The organism is Paenibacillus sinensis (genome assembly GCF_019904155.1).
Taxonomy (GTDB): Bacteria; Bacillota; Bacilli; order Paenibacillales; family Paenibacillaceae; genus Paenibacillus_AQ; species Paenibacillus_AQ sinensis.
In genome coordinates this window covers 94,975-113,797 of the sequence record NZ_JAHCMB010000191.1, presented here as the reverse complement: position 1 = coordinate 113,797, position 18,823 = coordinate 94,975, and the positions used below count along the sequence as shown (strand labels likewise).

Below are 18,823 nucleotides of genomic sequence, written 5' to 3'. Positions count from 1 at the left end.
ATAAGAACAAATGTTCCTATTTTGGTTGTATTATTTCTACTGTTTTTTCCCTACACATAAACGAGTTAAAGGAGAATCCGTCATTGAGTGCATACGACGATTACAAAAAAGAGATTTACCGGATTGGGTGGAAAGTGCAGTACAAGGCGAGAAAGGTTCGAACAAGGGAATTCCCTCTTTTTGATAACCTTCCAAACGATCAAAATTTCACAACTTATTCAGAAACAAAAATTTGGATAGAGGAGCTTTTAAACCAGCTTCCATCCCAGGGAAGGATCATTCTTTACAAAATTTATCTACAAGACATGACCGAAAACGAAGTAGCTAATGAACTGCATATTAGTCAACAGGCGGTGAGCAAATGGAAAAAGAAAATGATTCAGACATTATCTCAGATCGTGAATTTTTAAGATTGATAGAAGCAACGAAACAAAAGAACCCTGATGCAATATTACAACTGGTGAATTTATTCAAAGAGGACATCCAAAAAGTAAGCAGATACATCCATTTGCCTACTGAAGATGCAGTGTCTACCATTACAACGGAATTCCTTGAATTAATACAAAGTAAGGACTTCGTACCACAGCCTAGTGAAAAGAGGGATTAGGTCAGCACCAAAAAATTCAGGTGCAGGTTGTTAAACACCGTTAAAAAATTCCTTTATAAATGAGAAGCAAAAACGGCGCGCAGCTCTCTCAAATCTGATCAGAATACAACAATAAGGAGTGAAATACAAATGGCATTCACAAAGGAATACACCGCAACGCTAACCCTCAGTCTTGATTCAGTCAGAAAAACAGAACGTGCACAACGAGTCATTTATGATTCAGGTCTTGTGAGCCCTAACCAAAATACCCTAGCGACAGGTCTTTCTTACTCTGCAAGCATATTGGGCATTGTATTTTTCTTGTCCACCCCTGCCAGCTTGGCTGCAGGAGTAGTATCTCTCGTAAGTAGCCTAGTTGAGAACGACAAGGCTGTTCTTCAATCGATGGTATACAGCGGGTATTGGAATCTGGGTTACTTAGAGGACTTCCTGGTGGATAACCCCAATTATGACTTGATTGAAGTGACCTTACCTTTCATCGAGTATGAAACCAAAGGGGTAAGATTCATTACTGGTAAAGGCGTTGTGAACCGCGTTCATTCCACGAGCGGCGGCTGGACACTTCTGTAATTAGATAACAAGAGGACACTCTCTTCGAGAGTGTCCTCTTGTTATCTATCTAATATCTAACTTTTAAAAAGCTCAATTAGTTCATTAAGGTCAACATCACTTACGATTTTGTAAGAGGTTTGAACATTCTTAGGAGAGCTGGATCCATAATTGTAAACGTCAAGATAAGTACCATCATAAAGCGTGATTCCTGCACTCCTTTGCTGCTTATATCCTTTGAGAGTAATCCAATAAGAGTTTTCAAATTGAACTTCTGAAATACGGGATTTCTTCAACCTCAAATCAGAAAATACCGCGAGTACCTGCTGAATTTGGCTTGGATCGGTTATGTCGACTATCTTTTCACCTGTCGCATCTCTCTTAATGATCTCAATACTGTTAACGGACTTTGAATCAAAATCCTTGCCTATAGCCTTGTCAAAGGCGACAGACTGGTTAAAGTGCATAAACAACCCTAAGCTCAATAAAAGAATGATTAGGACCGNTCAAGCTAACAATCGGAAGCTGAGACTATCGACTAGAAGGTTGAATTATCGATAAAAAGCAGACTCTTGTTAGTAACCGAGATCTGTTCAATGCCTTGGGTTTTACTCATTTGAGTATTCTTGAGCAATTGAAAAAAACCAATACTGAAGTGATATTCTTTTACTTATGCCTAGATGAGTGACCTTGTCTTCAGAGCTGACTATTCCGAGACATGCAGTGGGATTTTGTTTGTGAATGCAGCTAAAGCTTTTGATAAGATTAGTCTTTTCTTTAATACATAAGGGGCCTCCTTAATTCTGACGTTTATTACTGGTAAATAATTTCATTATATAACAATAGCTGTATGATTCATGCAGGTGTTGTTATGACTTATTTAGTTTGCACTTCAGGAGGAGGTACTCAAAGCTTTGTTTCCCTGCCGCATGATCGAATTAAAGATTGTATTTATTCAAACGAAGAGCAACCGGGGCTCGGCGCTTCCTGAACCGAGGGCTTGGGATATAGTCTGACTGAGGGGCGGAAAGCTTAGCCACCCGCTATCTGCTCTTCACCATATACCGCAATCCATCCTCAAGCCGATCATCTTGCCATCCATTTTTCCGGTAAAAAGAGTACGCCCGCAATCGGATATCCAGGTCCGTCGTAAGCCAAAGGGCCTTGCAGCCTGATTCCCACAGCCATTTCTCCACCAATTGTAAAAGCCCGGTCCCGATTCCCTTGTTAATGTATTCAGGCAATACGGCGATAACCCACATCTCACCTGTTTCACGATCGCCCATAGCAATCCGGTAACGCGGGGACATCTCCCGGTGTGATTTCCCGATACAACTTTACTTCCTCCCAGCATATTGTAGTTAGAAGAGTAACGGCTGAAACCAAAGTAACCGATACTATAAATGGATCATATCATACATAGAAGGAGAATTTTTGCCATGGAAGAAAGAAATGCCGGGTTCTGGATTCGTTTTGCCGCCAGGTTCCTGGACGGAATCATCTTCTCCCTGCCTATCAGCATCATTGTCTTTCTCTTGACAGGCGATGATGTGCGGGAGGGGGGTGGCCGTAGAATTGTGAGCATCCTGAACATCCTGTACGCCGTCCTGCTGCCTATCTTCTGGGACGGTCAGACGATCGGCAAAAGAATTTGCAGAATCCGGATTCGCAGGACCAACGGCGCTCCGCTGGGAATCGGGACGATGCTGATCCGGGACGGGCTCATCGAGCTGCTGTACTCTTTCACTTATGGCCTCGCTGTGCTGGTCAGCGCAGTTATGGTGGCGGCGCGCAGGGATAAGCGGGCGATCCATGATTTCGCTGCAGGGACCGAGGTTGTGAAGGATTCTTATCTGGAGTATGAACGCGCCGCGTACGAGGGATACGGACAGGAAAACAAACCTTTTACGTAAACGATTACTCTTTTTGGCCGTATTTCGGTGAATGAGACGTGTTTTGGGGAACAGACGGTATTCCGGTTCAAATGAAAACGTTGTAAAATGTTAGAGAACAAGATATTGAACTGGCGCATCTTAGCACCATACGCGGAAAGGAAAGATACCAGAATGGACCCCAAAACATATAACCTGGCCATAGTAGGCTATGGAGGCATGGGCAGCTACCATGTCCAGCTGATTGAACCGATCGAGCGGCTGACCGTAACCGGCGTATATGACATCGTGGATTACCGGAAGGAGCTCGCGGCCGCCAAAGGTTTTGAAACTTATGACAGCCTGGAAGCGGTACTATCCGACGATAACGTCGATATCGTGCTGATCGCAACGCCGAATGATGTGCACAAGTCGATAGCCATCCAGGCGCTGCGAGCGGGCAAGCATGTCGTCTGCGAGAAGCCGGTAACCGTGAACAGTTCCGAGCTGCTTGAGATTATGGAGACGGCGAAGGAGACGAACCGGGTCTTCATGGTGCACCAGAACCGCCGGTGGGATGAGGATTTCCTCATTATTCAGGATCTGATTGCGCAGAAAAAAATCGGCGAGGTATTCCGGGTGGAGTCCCGCGTACAGGGCGCCAACGGCATTCCGGGCGACTGGCGTCAGCTTAAGGCATACGGTGGCGGCATGCTGCTGGACTGGGGCGTTCATCTGCTCGACCAGCTGCTGCTGCTCACAGGCAGCCGTATCGACAGCGTTGCGGCTGAGCTGAGCTTCATCCTTGGCACGGAGGTGGATGATGGATTTACGAGCCACATCCGGTTCAAGGACGGCCTGACGGCGGTGATCGAGGTTGGCACGACTAACTTTGTGAAGCTGCCCCGCTGGTATGTAAAGGGTACCGAAGGGACAACGGTGATCCGGGACTGGGATCTCAGCGGCGAGACGGTGGCCATCAATCCCGATGTCGTGAAGGTGGAGCCGACGCCGATTCAGGCCGGACAGGGACTGACCAAGACGATGGCGCCGCCGTCCGAGGAATCGACGCTGCGTTCTCCGATCGAGAAGGTGCAGAGTACAAAGATGAGCTTCTACGACAACCTCGTTGCTGTCCTCGAAGGCGCGGCCGAGCCGCTGGTGAAGAACGAAGAGGTGCTGCGCGTGCTGCGGCTCATTGAGACGATCTTCGAAGCGGCCGAAAAGCGGGTCGTACTGAAGGATCTGGAGCTGTAATAATCCATTTGCCGATAGCTTGTCCGGATCAATGATCGGGTGACATCTGACCGCGCGCCGGCAAGCGGAAGGCCGGGATTCCTGTATGGAACCCCGGCCTTTTTGGCGTAATATCAATACCGGCAAACGCTTGATGCCCATAAGATGCCGCCGGACATTCCCAGAGCTATGGCGTCAACGCTAACTCTTCTATTTCTGGGGTTCAGCCTGAATCAGCGCGTTCTCGACCGCTTTCTTCAGCACCCGGCTGGAATTCGTCGCGCCGCTGACAGCATCCACCTCAAGCGTCTGCCGCTGCACGATCTCGCCGAGAATGGCTTCCGCCGGAGCGCCATGCCCGTTCTTATGCTTCAGAATCTGGATTTCAGCCACCCGGCCTTCCTTCACGGTGACACGAACCTTCGCATCAATGAACTGCACGTCGCACTCCCCGTCATATACCCCGTCCTTAAGTCCTGTGAAAGGAAGATCCGCTGTAACAAGATTAGCCACTTTATTCTGATAGTTCCGGACCTGAATGAGATACGTCGCTCCCCAGACAATGCCGATGAGCAGTACTAGGGACGCGGCGATTATCCATATCTTTTTCTTTTTCTTCATAACGGGATTTCTCCTTCCTTCGCAAGCATCCGCAGCAGCAGCCCGAAGCTGTATTCCAGAAGATTCTCTGCCGTCACGCCCATCGTCTCGGCAATGTAGCTGCTCTTACGGTGCGCAGCCAGAATCACCCCGGACAGACTGCTCCAGAAGATCAGAATCGTCTCCTTAATCCGGATATCCGCTCTTACCTCGCCCTGGGCGATTCCCCGGGAGATCATTTCCTCAAGCGCAGCATTGATTTCTTCTCCTACGGCAAAAATATCCAGCTTAATCTGCGGCAGGTCTTTGCCATCGAGCGGCGTAGTCTGAAATTCGGCGATGCCGGCGAACTGGTAGGGCGACGCTTCATAGAAGGCGGTGAGGCCGTCGCACAGCTTCTTGTATGCGGCGGAGAAGCTTTGATTCGGCTCCCATTCTCCGAGCAGATACTCTTTCAGCCCAGTGAAGCCTTTCAGCACGAGCCGGTCGTGAATTTCCTCCTTGCCAGAGAATTGGAGGTAGACGGTGCGTTTGCTGTATTCGGCCTGGCGGGCGATGTCATCCATCGTCGTTGCGGCATAGCCCCTGTCTTCGAAGAGCTGCTCCGCGGCATTCAAAATGGTGTTCCGGTGAAGCAAAAGAATGGTTTCTTTACGGTCGCTGCGGTTCATTTTGAAACCTCCAATATGAAAAGTAAACTAACGGTTTACTTGATCGTAACATGGAAGGATGAAGCTGTATGTGCGATTTGTGGCATGGGCTAGCAAAGTTGGCTATCGAAAATAGAAAAAGAGATCGCTTCATGGAGAGGGGCGGGTGGTACATCCATCTTCCAGAAGATGATCTCTTTGATTTTGCTTTAAACGGTTGCAGAACCTTTTCCCGCTTCAAGCAGCGGAGAGGACGGAGCGAATGTGGAAAAAAGCCAGCGTTCGCATTTGTGTCCACAACAGGTCTTGGAACAACGCTCCGTTCGCGGAGCGTCCACCTATGCGATTACGTTGATCCAAGTTTAGTAACGCGGGCCTTAGGAGTTCAGGCGTTTATGATTCTGATGGGCCAGCGTGAGCAGCGCGACGTAGATCGGCTGGACGTTGAATTTTTTGCCGAACTCGAATTTGTAGGAACCGACCTGCACATTGTTGCTCTTGAAATAAGGCGACTGGATATAGTGGATCGTGATTTCACTGTCGTCAAAGCCCGTTCCGGCTGTCTCCATCGTCACTTCGTAAATGGATTCAAGCGAGATAGAGGCAACGCGCGTCTTCTTGCCGGTCACGCCCTGATGGTCGATCAGGATGAGGCGCTCGTCGGTGATGATGAACGAATCCCGGATAAGCTTGAATCCCGATTCAATCTTCTCGTCAGGCATGAGGTACATGCCGTATTGACTCTTCAGCTCCGCCGGCGATACCTCGGAATAATTGCCTAGCAGTCCATTGAACAGATTGGCCATTTACATAACTCCCCCCGGTGTCATTGAGATAATGGATGCGCATTCACATAAATGATGGATGCTTACCCATATATATTTCGGCGCCCGGAAGATATATCCTTTTTTGTATCGTCAAAAAGCGGAGCGTTTCGTCAAATTTCGGCAGCCGGTACGCGGTACACCTCACGGTATACGGTATCCCTGAAATGCAGAAACTCGCTTTCTGTCAAAGGAAGGAGATGGCTCATGATGAGAAGGGGCAGCGGCGCCTGATTCTTCCTGAGGGGCGGCTGCTCATAGGGATACGGATTCAGGGTGAAGCCCAGCCGCTCGTAGAAGCCGATGCGTCTTGACGCCCATTCCGTCTCCGGAGGCTCTACCTCCAGCAGGACGGGAATGGATGATTCGGCGGCGAATGCGCTCAGCATCCGTCCACCCACACCCTGCCCGCGCAGGGAAGGATCGACTGCCGTGTGCTCCAGAAACCTGAACTCCGGGAACTCCCAGACCGCGATAAAAGCATTTGTCTGCCCATCCGGCCCCTTCTTCGCAATTACACGGTAACGCTTGTCCTCAAGCAGCCTCTTCTGTCCTTCATAGGTCCGGAATTCGGTAGGAGGGAAGGAAGCCTCCATCAATCGATACAGCGAATCAAAGTCCAGTTCGGCTTGCATATCTATCTCTGCTTTCTGGCAAAAATAGGCCTTTCGCAACCTTTTTCGCTCACAGGCCGTCTGATACAGCGTACTCTTAACCAGTCTTACAAATCAACCGGGAGATGAAACATATGAGTCGAAAATATAATTACGCAGCCGCAGGCCTTCTGCTGGCGGCCATGCTGGGATTATCCGCCTGCAGCTCCGGCGGCAATGGGGCCGCAGGCGCTTCCGCCGCCCCGGCTGTGACCGCTTCGCCGGCGGGAGGCCCAGCGGCCGGGGGCCACTCGGCCGCTCCAAGCGAGTCCGCCGCAACCGGCGGGACGGCCGGCGCCTCGGCTCCGGCACAGGCATCTGCGGAGCCAAGCGCCGCGGATACCGGCGGCCAGAGCGTTCAAAGCCAGCTTCAGGAGCTCATGGAGCTTGCGAAGCAGGGCCACGCGCCGGGCATTCCGTTCGCCGCGCATACGGGAATGATCGAGGACGTGAAGGCCGCATGGGGCAAGCCGGATATTGAGGAGGGCGCCGGCAAGGGCATTTACGCCACATATAAAGCGAAGCAGGCCGTGATCGGCTTCAACAAAGGCAGCGTCATTATCGACGTCCGCTCCAGCGCGGATGAGCTTCACCGGCTGACGCTTCAGAATATCGAGGCATCGCTCGGCAATCCCGACGAGATTACAACGAGCGGCAGCGATCACATCTATACCTACAAGGCAGGCGAGCAGTACCAGCTTAAGTTCGTGATTCCGGAGCAAGGGGGTACGGTGGATCATATCTCCGTCTATTCTCCGGGAGATGCGGTCAACAATATGGCCGGCTAAGAGGGAATAGTGGCGGGTTACCGGCTAACCTGCTGACCCGCTAAGCAGGTTAGGTGACGACTGGTTACCGGCAGCGGAGACCGGGATCAAGCCAGCGAAAGCGCGGCAGCCTGGATCAAGTCATGCACGACAGCCTGGATCAAGTTATGAAGAGCGAGTCAGCCGGGATCAAGTCAAGAAAAGCGCGACAACCTGGATCAAGCCAAGACAGATTCGAGCTTAGTTTAATAGCGGATGACAAGCACAGCAGCGTACAAAGCAGCCCTGAGGGAGACTTCAGGGCTGCTTTTGCGCGCGGGTGAACGCTGAGCCTGCTATAATTATAGCCACGATAATAATCCGCGATAATAGTAACTGTGAGCAACAACGAACCGGAACAGAAGGAGAGGACCGCCGGACATGCTGCAATTGGACGAGAATGGATACCGGGTATCAGGCGAAGGGACTTCGGTGGAGCTGCTGCCGAAGGAATTCGCGCTGCTGAAATTTCTGTACCGGGGCAGAGGCCGCGCCTTCAGCCGGGAGCAGCTGCTGGAAGGCGTCTGGCCGCTGGAATATCCGGTTGAGCGCACGGTGGACGACCATATTTACCGGCTCCGCAAAAAGCTGCAGCCGTTCCCCGGAATCGGCATCCGCACGGTCCGGGGCTTCGGCTACTGTCTTACGGAGCGGACGGCGGCGCACGGAGTCGATGCAAGCCCGTCCGCCAAGGACGGTGAGCTGCACGAGAAGATGGCGGAGGTCTTCGCCAAATATCATCAATATGGCCAGGGACGGTCCATGCTGGCGCTGGCGCGTCAGCAGGATGTGCTGGGCTATGAGCTGGACGGGTTCTACAGCGTCTACATTCATTTTGTCGAGGGCGATGTGGAGTGGCTGCTGCGGGGAGAAGCCCCTCTTGCCGAGCGGCTGTACTCGCTGCTGCTGTTTCTGCTGGTGACGGAAGAACCGGAAGAAGGGCTGGCCTGGTGTGAACGGGTGCTGGAGGCGAAGATTCTTCCGCAGGTGCAGCACAGGGAACTGGAGATTCTGAATGTGCTGGAGCTGTACGCCGCGGCCGGGAGAGCGGAAGAAGCGCTGGAACGGCTGAAACTGACCCGGGAGGCGATCAAAGAGCCCGGCTATGAGAACTTCGGAACTCCTGCGGCCAATGCCGAGCTGTACGTCCGCCTGATGACAGACACGCCGGAAGCCGAAATGCGGCAGCTGATCCACCGGGTGGAGGCGATGATCCAGGATAAGCCCTTCCTGCGGGATATCGGAAGCTGCAAATTGTCCAAGGGCCTGTGGAAACTGAAAAAGAACGAACACCTCGCCGGAGAAGCCCTGATCGACGAGGGATTAGGCGTGCTCGAATTATCCGGCTTCGTGCCGATGAAGCTGTTCGCGCTCTATCGGATCATCTATTTCTGCCGGAGATACGATTTTAAGGGCAGGGAGTCGGTACAGCGCAAATACGAGCCGATGTTTCAGGAAGAACAGGCTCGTTGCGGGTTTCCGGAACTCAAAGCCGAAATGATCAAGCTGCTGAACGATTGCCTGAACCGATAGGCACCTTGTCCCCGCTCGTTGATATTGTTTCGACTCTCTGATATTTCTCTGACATAACGCCTTCATACTTGGTCTCATCAAGAGATGATTTCATGAAGCGGATGGAGGAATACCACATATGATCAGAAGTGAAGCTGCGGCGGCGAAGCGCCGCCAGAGCCGTAAGAATACCCGGAGCGGCCTGCTGGGTAACCCCGTGTTTCGAAAAATGTACGCCGCCTACGCCGCGGCGGCATTGGGAGACTGGTTCGATATGCTGGCGATCCAGGTGCTGGTCGGCTACCGCTGGCAGGCAAGCCCGCTCATGCTGTCGCTCATCCCCGTCAGTCTTGCGGTGCCGGGAATTCTGCTCGGCTCGCTGGCAGGTGTGGCGGCCGACCGGCTGGACCGGCTCAAGCTGATGCGGCTCTGCGACCTGCTAACAGCCGCCATAACGGCGGCGCTGCTGTTCGCGCCCGGCATGCTGTGGCTGCTGCCTTTGCTGGCGCTGCGTTCAGCCGTCTCTGCGCTGAACGTTCCCGCGCAGCAGTCGCTTACCCGGAGCATCGTCCGGGAAGACCAGCTGCTTCAGGCCGCCTCGCTTAACGGCCTCGTGACGCAGGGCTCCAAAATAGCGGGACCCCTGCTCGGCGGAGCAGCCCTGGCGATTCTCTCGCCGGCGTGGTGCATCGGACTGAACGCGCTGCTGCGGCTGCTCTCCTTCGGGCTTCTCCTGACGGTGAGAAGCCGGGATACTGCCCGCAGCATGGAGCCTGGCCACGAGTCCGCCGCTGAAGAGAGCAAGCCTTCCTTCCGCCTGATGTGGAGGGAAGGCTGGGGATTGATCTGGAGCAGCCGAATGCTGCGGAATACGCTGCTGTTCGGGCTCCTTGGGGCACTGACGATCCAGATGGTGGATTATCAGTTCACCAGCCTGTTCCGTAAGCTGGCTCCGGACCGGGCCTACTTGCTTGGTTGGCTTGTCGCCGCGGCCGGAGCCGGAGCTGTGATGATTATGCTGCTGCTGAACCGTATAAGCGCCGGGCGGCGTTACGGTCTGAGACTCGGGGGCGGGTACGTCCTGATTGGCGCCGCCTTCGGGGGCCTCGGGCTGCTTCAGCCCGGAGTGGGGACGCTGCCCGTACTTCTGCTCGGACTCCTGATGGGCGCGGGCAACGGACTGTTTTTTGTATCGTTCAGCTACTGTCTGCAGAAGGAGACGCCTCCCTCCATGACGGGCCGGGTATTCGGCATTCAGAGCATGCTGCTCAGCGCCGTCATGGTTATGGCTCCGGTGCTGGGCGGCGTGATGGTGGGTATAGAGGGACCGCGTGCGGTCTTCGCCGCGTTCGGGCTTGCGATCGGGCTGCTCGGCGGCATGGGAATGGCGCTCGGACGCAGGCTGTGGCCGGAGGGCAGAGCGGAAGAAATTTAATGGATTTGTCCTTTTTTTGTAACCTTTTCCGCTATCGGTACGTCTTAGTAACTATAGGAAACACCGACTAAGGAGGGAAGAGACATGCCCATTATGCGCCGCGCCGCCATGACTGTTCTGGCGGGCGTGCTGCTGCTGCTATCGGCCTGCGGCAATACACCGGAGACAACGGGAGAAGGACAGGCGTCCCCCTCGTCCGGACCAACGCCGGTCTCGGCAGGCCCGGAGATCAGTCCCGGCTGGACGGGAGAGGGAACGCCGCCGCCTGGCTCTTCTGAACCGCCTGCGAGTCCGGGGGCCGGGGAATCGTCTTCCTCAGAAGATATGGAGGGCCAGCCGCCAACGTCGCTTGAGGCTGCGTCGGTTGTCATGAAGGCACTGGCGGCAGGCGATATGAGAGCGCTGGCGGCCTGGGTACATCCGGATAAAGGGCTGCGCTTCTCTCCTTACGGCTATGTCGACGTGAAGACTGATCTTGTCTTCTCCCGGAGCGAAGTGGAGGGGCTGATGCATAATCCGGCCCCGCAGATATGGGGCACTCATGCCGGATCAGGCGAGCCCATTGAACTTGCATTCCCGGATTATTATAAGAAATTCGTCTACGACACAGATTTCAGCGCAGGGGCCACCATCGCGGTGAACCGGGCCATCGGGAAGGGAACGACGGTCAACAATGTGAACGAGGTTTATCCGGCGGCGAGCCATGATTATGTCGAGTATCATGTGGACGGCGTCGATCCGGCCGCCGAAGGCATGGACTGGCGAAGTCTTCGCCTGGTTTTTGAGAAGATCGGAGATGACCGGGCGCTTGTGGGCATTATCCACGACCAATGGACGCCGTAATGAACAGAAGGAACAGAAGGATGCGCAGCTCAGGCTAATGAAGCTTAAGCTGCGCATTGTTTATTCGGCATCTTTTTCCAAGATATTGACAATGACTGCACTTTGAAATCCTCCCTGAAAATGATTGATATTTTGTTGAAATCAACGGATAAATACTGAAATTGTTATGGTTTTCAAGTTGATTTCTTTCCGTTACAATGGATGCAGCATTTCATGGAGATGCATGTATCATGAGACAAGGTATGGTTATTCGGCATAACCGGATGTCCCGCTGCCGGCGGAGAGGAAGAGAAGTTTGAAACGTTTGGTGATCACCGGGTTTTTGTTCTATCTGTTGATGGGTTGTATCAAAGTTACCGTAGCTTCCGTCCTCACAGAACTGCTGCCGCTTTACGGCAGAGAATACAGCGAGGCGGGCACGCTGATTCTGCTGGAGTTCACGGCATCCCTGGCCGGGCTGCTGCTGCAGCCGCTGCTGGCCGCTCATGTGTCCAAGAAACTGCTGCTTCATATAAGCGTGTGGGGGATCGCCATTTCTTATATTACAATAGGGCTGCTTCCTCCGTGGTTCGGAGTTCTAACCGCTGTCGCCGTTGCCGGCGCCTTGGGCGGCATTATCGATGCCGTGATCGGCGGATTGATTCTGCAGGGGATCAAAGGAAATGCGGCGCTTGCGATGAGCAAGCTGGAGATCGGCTTCGGCCTTGGCTCGCTGTTATTTCCGCTGCTCGTCGGAGCGCTTATCACAGTCGGCAGATGGAATCTGGCCTTGTTCGCCGTCGCTGGATACGCCGTTTCGCTGTCCGTGTTTATCCTTTTTCTGCGCTATGGAGAAGCGGAGCCGCTGTTTCGGCCCTCATCCGGAACAACGGAAGGAAGTCATTCCGCTCCGGCGGTGAAGACGGCGGGAAGAAGGAACAGGCTGCTTCCTTTCCTCATGCTCTTGTTTGTTCTGTATGGAGCGATGGATATAGGCCTTAACCATTATCTGCCTTCCATGATGCTTCAGGCGGGCATGGCCAGCCAGGCATCGGCCCCGTTCGCCGTAACGGTCTTCTGGATCGCAATGGTAGCGGGCAGACTGTTCGCGGGCCATGAAGCCGAGAGAATCGGCTACCGCCCCTACCTGCTCATTCATTGGTCCGCCATGGCGCTTCTGCTGTCAGCCTTTGCGCTGAACCGTCATGCAGGATTCGGATATGTGCTGATTGTGCTAATGGGCTTGTCGCTATCCGGTTTATTTGCCGTCACGCTCGTCAACGCCAAAGAGATGATGCCGTCCTGGTCTGCCGGTCATACCAGTCTGCTGATGGCAAGCTGCTCGATCGGCGGCGGCCTCTTTTCCCAGGGAGCGGGGCTTATGCTAGACCATCTGCCGCTTGGTTACCTGATGTGGAGCTTTGCTCTGGTCGCCGCCCTGACGCTCGGCCTGTACCTCTTCCGGGTGAAGGAGAAGCGGATCACCGACGCCGAACCTTCGCAGGCAGTCGTCAGTTGAGCAAGCCGCCCGTATTAACCGTGTTATTATCGTATTTTAAGGAGGAGGTTCCTGTCGCTTAAGGGCGATGCGGTGGCCGCCTCTTTTTCATATTTTCATAGTAGAGCCGGTTCCCGCTGTTTGAAGCAGTTATGGGAATCGGCCTTTTTTACGCTGAATAATGTCATACCTGCAACCCGCTGCGCCATTTATACTTGATGGGACTGGATAAAGCGGAGGGTGACCTATGCGAACAAAGATTTTGCTGCTTCAGCCCGAGAACAAGAAGATCAACCGTTTCCGCCGGAAACAGTTCAATAATTTCGTGCAGATTACAATGCCCTATCTGGCGGGGTTCATAGATGAGACAAAGTATCAGATTACACTGGTGGACGAGTACAGCCAAAGGATTCCGATTCACCGGAAATTCGATGTGGTGGCCATTACGGTGAACACGCCGAACGCCTATCACTGCTACAGCATTGCGGAGCGGTTCCGCGAATCGGGGGCCAAGGTGGTGCTGGGAGGACCGCATGTTACGCTGCTGCCGGAGGAAGCCGCCGGACACTGCGACACGGTCATGATCGGCGAAGCGGAAGAGACATGGCCGAGGTTTCTTGCGGATTTCCTGGAAGGACGGGAGCAGCCGATCTATCGTTCGGAAGAGATCCCGGATTTGCGAAACCTTCCGCTGCCGAGATGGGATTTGCTGAAGCGGAACCCGCTGATGAAAGGGGCAGTATTCGCGACCCGAGGCTGTCCTTACCGCTGTGCATACTGCAATCTGAAGCAAATATACCACAATCGCTTCCGCACCCGTCCTGTCGACGAGGTCGTGCGCGAAATTTCTCTGCTGAAATCGCGTTTTTTTGTGTTCTGGGATGATAATTTTTTTGCGGATAAGGCTTATGCGCTGGAACTGATGGAACAGATTAAGCCACTGGGCCGAAAATGGGCCGCTCAGGCGACCCTCGCCGACTGCAACGACGACGAATTGCTCAAGAAGGCCAAGGAAGCAGGCTGTCTATATCTGTTCGTCGGTCTGGAATCGTTCTCTCCGGCCGCTCTGCGCGGGGTGAACAAAGGCATCAACCGGGTTAATGCCTACCGGGAGATTATCTCCAAGCTGCACAGCCATGGCATCATGATTCAGGCGGGCATCGTCTTCGGCTTCGACGAAGATACGCCGGACACCTTCCGGGATACGCTTCAGGCCTGCGAGGAGCTTGGCATCGACGGGGTGACCGTCAGTCTGCTGACTCCGCTGCCCAAGACGCCCGTATATACCGGGATGAAAGAGTCCGAAAGGTTGACCAGCACGGACTGGAGCTTGTACAACGGGAAGACGGATATCGTGTTCCAGCCCCGGAATATGACGGCGGACGAGCTGTATCAGGGCTATGTCGATTTCCGGCGGCGGTTCTATTCGCTGCGCTCGTTCGTCCGGCGGATGAGCGTGTCCCGTACGCATCTTTTTTACAACTTCATCATTAACCTGGGGTACCGGCTGGCCCTGAAGCGTTAGCGGGAGCAGGAACCTGGGACTATAAAAATGGTCTGCAGAATTTGATCGTTTCCTTGCTCTAAGGAAGAATCATCCGCCGTATTCAAATGTTCGGGTCTAAGCAGCTGATATTTTTTCATTGTATAGAAATCGCATACCGGCTTGAAAAAAGATTGTACCTTGCTGATTCAGGAAGAGTGATTAACGCTCTTCGTAGCCCAGCTAGTCCTAGCCTAACTATAGCTCTCTGAGTCACTCTTTCAGCACAGCCATCACAAAACCGTCGTAGCCCTTGGCGCCAACCGTCTGCAAGGCGGTTGCTTCCAGGCGCGGCTCTGTCGCCAGCATGTCCGCGAACCGCCGGATGCCCTGCACACGCTCGTCCCCGCTTTCTTCATTCAACACCTCGCCGTCACGCACCACATTGTCCGCTACGATCAGCGTCCCGGGACGCCCCAGCTCCATCGCCCATTTCAGATAATGGGGATTATTCGGCTTGTCGGCATCGATAAAAATCAAATCGAACGGGCCGGCTCCCTCCTGCTTCAGCGCAGCCAGACTGTCCAATGCCGCTCCAACCCGAATGTCCACCTGGTCTGCAAGACCGGCAAGCTGAAGATTGACCGCCGCGACCTCAGCATGCAGCCCTTCATATTCCAAAGTGACCAGACGGCCTTGCGGCGGCAGGGCGCGTGCCAGCCAGATGCTGCTGTAGCCGCCTAACGTGCCGATTTCCAGAATGGACGACGCTCCCATCAGCTTCGCGAGCAAATAGAGCAGCTTGCCCTGATTGGGCGCAACGTCGATCGGCGGCAGGCCCGCCTTGGTGTTGGCCTCCAGCACAGCATCTAATAAGGGATCGTCCGCAAGCAGGCGGCTGTTGAAATATTCGTCCACGGCGTTCCATTTTGCTGTTAATTCCTTCTCCATCTTCGTTCTCCTCCTGTTGGCTGGCTGTTATCCAGTCGTTTGTCTGTTTCCTGATTTCAGCTTATGATAAAATTATTCATAAATCTAATATATGTTATTGTGATAATCATATATTTTAGTTATATAAGGAGACGATGAGCATCAATACGCATGCGTTAAGGCTGTTTTATCAGGTGGCAAAAGAGGGCAGTGTGACGAAGGCCGCGACAGCTCTGCGGATCAGCCAGCCGGCGGTGACGAGCCAGATCAAACGGTTCGAAGCGGAGCTAGGCATCCCCTTGTTTCAGCCCAGCGGGCGAGGGGTTGTGCTAACGCCGTTCGGCGAGGAATTGGCCGGCAGGGCAGCCGATCTGTTCACTTATGAGGAGCAGATTGAAGCTTTCGTGGATGATTACCGGCTTGGCAGAAAAGGCCGTCTCCGCATCGCCGCCACTTACCTTCCGGCCAATTTTCTGATTCCCGGCTGGGCTGCACGCTTCAAAGCAGAGCATCCGGACGCTGAGATGATGATTACAACCCAGAATTCCAAGATGGCCTTTGAGCAGTTGAAACGACATGAAGCCGATGCCGCCGTCTATGGGGGAGGGCTTGAGGGCAAGCCGGCCGACATGGAGTGGCTGCCTCTGCTTGAGGATGAGCTATGGTTCGTGGTGTCCCCCATGCATCACCTGGCGGGCAGGACGGTGGATCTGGATGAAATGATGCGGGAGCCTTTTATTATGCGTGAGGAAGGCAGTTCTACCCGGGAGCGGCTGTTCGCGCTCTGCCGGACCTACGACGTCCGTCCGCCTCAGGTGGCGCTTCAGTTCAACGGTTTGAATGAAGCGATCTCTTCGGTCATGGCGGGCTACGGCGCCAATTTCGTCTCTTCGCTTGTGGTGCGGGAGGAAGTGGAGCGCGGCCGGCTGGCCAGAGTGCATGTCCGCGATATCCGCTTAATCAACAGCATCGCGGTCTGTACGCGCCGCAATGAACGGCGCTCCGCGCTGCTGGAAGATTTCATCGCGATCTGCCGAAGCTTTCTTCCGGGGATGTGAAGAGGCTATGATCCGCCGGTTGAAAAATAAAACGAACGAAAGAGCCGGATTTTTCCAATATAGGGTGGAAGAACGAAGGAGGAATGGCGGATGACCTGTCCGAACGAAGACTCACAGCTCGCATCGCTTGCGCTTGCCGGCAGCCGCGAAGCGTTCAGCCAGCTGTATGAAAGCACAATCGCCGAGGTATATCGCACCGCCCGCTTCCTGGTCGGAGATCCTTCCGATACGGATGATGTTGTTCAGGAGATATACATCCAGCTATACCGGTCGCTGCAGCATTACGATGCTTCCCGGCCGTTCCGGCCGTGGCTGATGGGGCTGGTTGCGAGGCAGTGCCGGGCTTACCGGAGGAAGCGGTGGAGCATGCTGCGGATTCAGAGCCGGAGTCATCGAAGCCCGGGCTTCGATGACCGCGATTTCGCGGGGGATGTCGTGGACCGGATGGCGATTGCCCCGCTGCTTGAGAGCGTGGAGCGTCTGCCCTACAAGCTGAAGCAGGTCGTGATCCTGCGGTATTTGAACGAATACTCGCAGGAGGAGATTGCCCAGGCGCTCGGTATCCCCCTTGGAACGGTCAAGTCCCGGATTCATGCCGCTTTAAGAAAGCTGCGAAGGAAGGAAATCACGGAGATCGGACATACGGGAAGGATGGAGGATGCTCATGAAACTTGAAGAAGAGCTGCGGGGAGCGCTCACTTCACACAGCATGGAGTGGAGGGCGCCGGAAGAACTGAAGATGAACATCATGCGCGAGACATTCGGGAAGACCCGAAGAATGCGTCCCGGAAAATGGGCGGCGGCAGGGATTCTTGCGGCTGTGCTGCTGCTGCCGACCGGAGTGTATGCGGGCTATCATTATCTGGCCGATTCGGTGTACGGATCGCAGAAGCAATTTCAGCAGCTGGGCGGAACCCTGGCGCAGTATGAAGAGCTTGAATCCAAGCTCCAGGCGGCCAAGGCAAGCCTTCAGCCGGCGGAATTCGACCGGCTTCAGTCGCTGCTGCATGAACTCGGGACGTATAATGCCAAGATAGCAGACTCAGGAGGGCTGCTGCATCCTGACCGGCTGAGTTCCGGCGAACAAAAGGAATATGAAGACCTGACCTCGAAGCTCCAGCCGTTGTTCGCCAAGCTGAATACTGGCGGGCAGACGGCAGGGGTCGGACAATCGGTGGATTATCGGGAGTTCCTGGATGGTCTTCTCGATAAGGCCCAGCGGAACCTCGGCACTGAGGATTTAGCCAAAGTGAAGGAGATTGTCAGCGAACTTAAGCAGCTGCAAGAAAAAGGCATTGCCCCGGACGGCACGTTCAATCCCGAGAAGCTGGGCGTGAAAGACTCCCTCGAAGCAGTGAAGCTGATGAAGGAGCTGGAGCCGTATTTCAAGGATTTGGGTATTATGGTCAAATCCGCACAGTAGCAGCCTGGAGTGGACTGCACCACGGACGCCGGGTGAACTGGCGGATTCGCCACGGCCCGGGAGCGGCTGACAGGCGCGGAAGAATATCTGACTGCACCACGGACGTTGATCGAATTGACGCAGGAACTGCACGAGGGCATCGTCTAGTTCAAGGTTTGAGAACATGAGAACATGAAACTCCGCCGCCGCTATGCCAAGAGCCTTCCCGTCCGGGAAGGCTCTTGGTCGTGGACTCGCTTAAACTATCCGAGCTGCATCGTGGTCAGGCAGGTGTCGTTCTTCTCGTATGTGGAAACCTCGGATTCGGCGGTCTTTCCGTTATATCCGATGGTGAGCCGGTACGTCTGGTCACGCGGCAGCCATAAATCGATGAACCCGTTGACATGGGACTTCACCGTCTCGTTCAGCACGATTTTACCGTCTGCATTAACGGCCGTAACGGTGAACTCTTTATTGGCAAGCTCGCCCTGGCAGCCGGCCAGATTGTGGGTTGCGCAAGGGTGTGTGGATTTCATATAAGGCGCCACAGATAGAAAAAACTCATCCTTCGGCAGACCATAGGTCAGAGTAGTGCCGTCCTCTTTCTTGACGGTGAGCTTCTTCGAGTCGATGGAAGCCGATTTGGCGGTCAGGACGCCCGAACTGTATTGATCGACGATCTGCTTGATCTCCGGCGTCTCAACGACGTTTGTCCCGCTGCTGTTTCCTTCACGGTTCACGCCACTGTCCCCGCCGCGGTTTATGGCGGTATAGGCGCCAAGCCCGCCCAATGCCAAAATCAGCAGACCAATAGCTGCCGCTCTTGTCTTTCTCGTCATGCTTGTCATTCTCCTTTATCTCATACTGGCAGTGCTGCCGCTCTATCT

General features: G+C 54.0%; 22 protein-coding genes. 14 read left to right on the top strand and 8 right to left on the bottom strand.

Features of this window, described 5'->3' with window-relative positions:
• Window positions 1-134: 134 nt before the first annotated feature.
• From KIH86_RS23740 to KIH86_RS23730, 3 genes are all read left to right on the top strand, one after another.
• Window positions 135-410, top strand: coding sequence for a sigma factor-like helix-turn-helix DNA-binding protein (locus tag KIH86_RS23740; RefSeq protein ID WP_235775576.1), 276 nt, complete (start codon window positions 135-137; stop codon window positions 408-410).
• Window positions 362-607 carry a hypothetical protein gene (locus KIH86_RS23735; protein ID WP_223086102.1) on the top strand — a complete coding sequence of 82 codons (246 nt, stop codon included), beginning with the start codon at window positions 362-364 and terminating at the stop codon, window positions 605-607. Before KIH86_RS23740 ends, KIH86_RS23735 begins: the two co-directional genes overlap by 49 nt.
• A gap of 129 nt (window positions 608-736) precedes the next feature.
• Window positions 737-1,177, top strand: coding sequence for a hypothetical protein (locus KIH86_RS23730; RefSeq protein ID WP_223085866.1), 441 nt, complete (start codon window positions 737-739; stop codon window positions 1,175-1,177).
• 56 nt (window positions 1,178-1,233) lie between these two features.
• On the opposite strand, the gene KIH86_RS23725 is transcribed toward KIH86_RS23730, so the two are convergent.
• Together KIH86_RS23725 and KIH86_RS23720 are read right to left on the bottom strand one after the other, a co-directional pair.
• Window positions 1,234-1,623, bottom strand: coding sequence for a hypothetical protein (locus KIH86_RS23725; RefSeq protein WP_223110691.1), 390 nt, complete (start codon window positions 1,621-1,623; stop codon window positions 1,234-1,236).
• Window positions 1,624-2,199: 576 nt separating this feature from the next.
• Window positions 2,200-2,442 (bottom strand): GNAT family N-acetyltransferase, encoded by a 243-nt coding sequence (locus KIH86_RS23720; protein WP_223110690.1) that lies wholly within the window; start codon window positions 2,440-2,442, stop codon window positions 2,200-2,202.
• Window positions 2,443-2,595: 153 nt separating this feature from the next.
• Here KIH86_RS23720 and KIH86_RS23715 point away from each other — a divergent pair, with 153 nt between their 5' ends.
• Window positions 2,596-3,069: an RDD family protein gene (locus KIH86_RS23715; protein ID WP_223085863.1), complete on the top strand. Its 474-nt coding sequence runs from the start codon at window positions 2,596-2,598 to the stop codon at window positions 3,067-3,069.
• Window positions 3,070-3,222: 153 nt separating this feature from the next.
• Window positions 3,223-4,284: a Gfo/Idh/MocA family protein gene (locus tag KIH86_RS23710; protein WP_223085862.1), complete on the top strand. Its 1,062-nt coding sequence runs from the start codon at window positions 3,223-3,225 to the stop codon at window positions 4,282-4,284.
• A gap of 189 nt (window positions 4,285-4,473) precedes the next feature.
• Here KIH86_RS23710 and KIH86_RS23705 read toward each other — a convergent pair whose 3' ends face one another.
• The 4 genes from KIH86_RS23705 to KIH86_RS23690 form a co-directional block, all read right to left on the bottom strand.
• On the bottom strand, window positions 4,474-4,884 hold the full coding sequence (locus KIH86_RS23705; RefSeq protein WP_223085861.1) for an FMN-binding protein: 411 nt from the start codon (window positions 4,882-4,884) through the stop codon (window positions 4,474-4,476).
• Window positions 4,881-5,534: a TetR/AcrR family transcriptional regulator gene (locus KIH86_RS23700; protein ID WP_223085860.1), complete on the bottom strand. Its 654-nt coding sequence runs from the start codon at window positions 5,532-5,534 to the stop codon at window positions 4,881-4,883. Before KIH86_RS23700 ends, KIH86_RS23705 begins: the two co-directional genes overlap by 4 nt.
• A 356-nt stretch (window positions 5,535-5,890) precedes the next feature.
• Window positions 5,891-6,319 carry a PH domain-containing protein gene (locus tag KIH86_RS23695; protein WP_223085859.1) on the bottom strand — a complete coding sequence of 143 codons (429 nt, stop codon included), beginning with the start codon at window positions 6,317-6,319 and terminating at the stop codon, window positions 5,891-5,893.
• 131 nt (window positions 6,320-6,450) lie between these two features.
• Window positions 6,451-6,972 carry a GNAT family N-acetyltransferase gene (locus KIH86_RS23690; RefSeq protein ID WP_223085858.1) on the bottom strand — a complete coding sequence of 174 codons (522 nt, stop codon included), beginning with the start codon at window positions 6,970-6,972 and terminating at the stop codon, window positions 6,451-6,453.
• A gap of 113 nt (window positions 6,973-7,085) precedes the next feature.
• Here KIH86_RS23690 and KIH86_RS23685 point away from each other — a divergent pair, with 113 nt between their 5' ends.
• The 6 genes from KIH86_RS23685 (at window position 7,086) to KIH86_RS23660 (ending at window position 14,588) form a co-directional block, all read left to right on the top strand.
• Complete coding sequence (locus KIH86_RS23685) at window positions 7,086-7,778, top strand: YjgB family protein (protein ID WP_235775564.1); 693 nt, start codon at window positions 7,086-7,088, stop codon at window positions 7,776-7,778.
• Window positions 7,779-8,177: 399 nt separating this feature from the next.
• Window positions 8,178-9,329, top strand: a complete 1,152-nt coding sequence (locus tag KIH86_RS29890; RefSeq protein ID WP_223085857.1) for a winged helix-turn-helix domain-containing protein — start codon at window positions 8,178-8,180, stop codon at window positions 9,327-9,329.
• A 118-nt stretch (window positions 9,330-9,447) separates the two neighbouring features.
• Window positions 9,448-10,743 (top strand): MFS transporter, encoded by a 1,296-nt coding sequence (locus tag KIH86_RS23675; protein WP_223085856.1) that lies wholly within the window; start codon window positions 9,448-9,450, stop codon window positions 10,741-10,743.
• A gap of 84 nt (window positions 10,744-10,827) precedes the next feature.
• Window positions 10,828-11,586: a hypothetical protein gene (locus tag KIH86_RS23670; protein WP_223085855.1), complete on the top strand. Its 759-nt coding sequence runs from the start codon at window positions 10,828-10,830 to the stop codon at window positions 11,584-11,586.
• Window positions 11,587-11,881: 295 nt separating this feature from the next.
• Complete coding sequence (locus tag KIH86_RS23665) at window positions 11,882-13,084, top strand: MFS transporter (protein ID WP_223085854.1); 1,203 nt, start codon at window positions 11,882-11,884, stop codon at window positions 13,082-13,084.
• 226 nt (window positions 13,085-13,310) lie between these two features.
• On the top strand, window positions 13,311-14,588 hold the full coding sequence (locus KIH86_RS23660) for a B12-binding domain-containing radical SAM protein (RefSeq protein WP_223085853.1): 1,278 nt from the start codon (window positions 13,311-13,313) through the stop codon (window positions 14,586-14,588).
• Window positions 14,589-14,819: 231 nt separating this feature from the next.
• Here KIH86_RS23660 and KIH86_RS23655 read toward each other — a convergent pair whose 3' ends face one another.
• Window positions 14,820-15,497: an O-methyltransferase gene (locus KIH86_RS23655; RefSeq protein WP_223085852.1), complete on the bottom strand. Its 678-nt coding sequence runs from the start codon at window positions 15,495-15,497 to the stop codon at window positions 14,820-14,822.
• A gap of 134 nt (window positions 15,498-15,631) precedes the next feature.
• Between KIH86_RS23655 and KIH86_RS23650 the strand changes: the two genes are divergently transcribed.
• From KIH86_RS23650 to KIH86_RS23640, 3 genes are all read left to right on the top strand, one after another.
• Complete coding sequence (locus tag KIH86_RS23650) at window positions 15,632-16,534, top strand: LysR family transcriptional regulator (RefSeq protein ID WP_262416531.1); 903 nt, start codon at window positions 15,632-15,634, stop codon at window positions 16,532-16,534.
• Between the two features lie 90 nt (window positions 16,535-16,624).
• Complete coding sequence (locus KIH86_RS23645) at window positions 16,625-17,209, top strand: sigma-70 family RNA polymerase sigma factor (protein WP_223085851.1); 585 nt, start codon at window positions 16,625-16,627, stop codon at window positions 17,207-17,209.
• Window positions 17,199-17,957 carry a DUF3600 domain-containing protein gene (locus KIH86_RS23640; protein ID WP_223085850.1) on the top strand — a complete coding sequence of 253 codons (759 nt, stop codon included), beginning with the start codon at window positions 17,199-17,201 and terminating at the stop codon, window positions 17,955-17,957. The genes KIH86_RS23645 and KIH86_RS23640 overlap by 11 nt, the downstream gene beginning before the upstream one ends.
• A gap of 242 nt (window positions 17,958-18,199) precedes the next feature.
• Here KIH86_RS23640 and KIH86_RS23635 read toward each other — a convergent pair whose 3' ends face one another.
• On the bottom strand, window positions 18,200-18,775 hold the full coding sequence (locus KIH86_RS23635) for a CueP family metal-binding protein (protein ID WP_223085849.1): 576 nt from the start codon (window positions 18,773-18,775) through the stop codon (window positions 18,200-18,202).
• Window positions 18,776-18,823 lie beyond the last annotated feature (48 nt).

Bases quoted from the DNA above. Each gene is read 5' to 3' on its own strand.
- KIH86_RS23735 (WP_223086102.1), top strand. From the start codon at position 362: ATGGAAAAAGAAAATGATTCAGACATTATCTCAGATCGTGAATTTTTA.
- KIH86_RS23730 (WP_223085866.1), top strand. From the start codon at position 737: ATGGCATTCACAAAGGAATACACCGCAACGCTAACCCTCAGTCTTGAT.
- KIH86_RS23725 (WP_223110691.1), bottom strand. From the start codon at position 1,623: ATGCACTTTAACCAGTCTGTCGCCTTTGACAAGGCTATAGGCAAGGAT.
- KIH86_RS23720 (WP_223110690.1), bottom strand. From the start codon at position 2,442: ATGGGCGATCGTGAAACAGGTGAGATGTGGGTTATCGCCGTATTGCCT.
- KIH86_RS23715 (WP_223085863.1), top strand. From the start codon at position 2,596: ATGGAAGAAAGAAATGCCGGGTTCTGGATTCGTTTTGCCGCCAGGTTC.
- KIH86_RS23710 (WP_223085862.1), top strand. From the start codon at position 3,223: ATGGACCCCAAAACATATAACCTGGCCATAGTAGGCTATGGAGGCATG.
- KIH86_RS23705 (WP_223085861.1), bottom strand. From the start codon at position 4,884: ATGAAGAAAAAGAAAAAGATATGGATAATCGCCGCGTCCCTAGTACTG.
- KIH86_RS23700 (WP_223085860.1), bottom strand. From the start codon at position 5,534: ATGAACCGCAGCGACCGTAAAGAAACCATTCTTTTGCTTCACCGGAAC.
- KIH86_RS23695 (WP_223085859.1), bottom strand. From the start codon at position 6,319: ATGGCCAATCTGTTCAATGGACTGCTAGGCAATTATTCCGAGGTATCG.
- KIH86_RS23690 (WP_223085858.1), bottom strand. From the start codon at position 6,972: ATGCAAGCCGAACTGGACTTTGATTCGCTGTATCGATTGATGGAGGCT.
- KIH86_RS23685 (WP_235775564.1), top strand. From the start codon at position 7,086: ATGAGTCGAAAATATAATTACGCAGCCGCAGGCCTTCTGCTGGCGGCC.
- KIH86_RS29890 (WP_223085857.1), top strand. From the start codon at position 8,178: ATGCTGCAATTGGACGAGAATGGATACCGGGTATCAGGCGAAGGGACT.
- KIH86_RS23675 (WP_223085856.1), top strand. From the start codon at position 9,448: ATGATCAGAAGTGAAGCTGCGGCGGCGAAGCGCCGCCAGAGCCGTAAG.
- KIH86_RS23670 (WP_223085855.1), top strand. From the start codon at position 10,828: ATGCCCATTATGCGCCGCGCCGCCATGACTGTTCTGGCGGGCGTGCTG.
- KIH86_RS23660 (WP_223085853.1), top strand. From the start codon at position 13,311: ATGCGAACAAAGATTTTGCTGCTTCAGCCCGAGAACAAGAAGATCAAC.
- KIH86_RS23655 (WP_223085852.1), bottom strand. From the start codon at position 15,497: ATGGAGAAGGAATTAACAGCAAAATGGAACGCCGTGGACGAATATTTC.
- KIH86_RS23650 (WP_262416531.1), top strand. From the start codon at position 15,632: ATGAGCATCAATACGCATGCGTTAAGGCTGTTTTATCAGGTGGCAAAA.
- KIH86_RS23645 (WP_223085851.1), top strand. From the start codon at position 16,625: ATGACCTGTCCGAACGAAGACTCACAGCTCGCATCGCTTGCGCTTGCC.
- KIH86_RS23640 (WP_223085850.1), top strand. From the start codon at position 17,199: ATGAAACTTGAAGAAGAGCTGCGGGGAGCGCTCACTTCACACAGCATG.
- KIH86_RS23635 (WP_223085849.1), bottom strand. From the start codon at position 18,775: ATGACGAGAAAGACAAGAGCGGCAGCTATTGGTCTGCTGATTTTGGCA.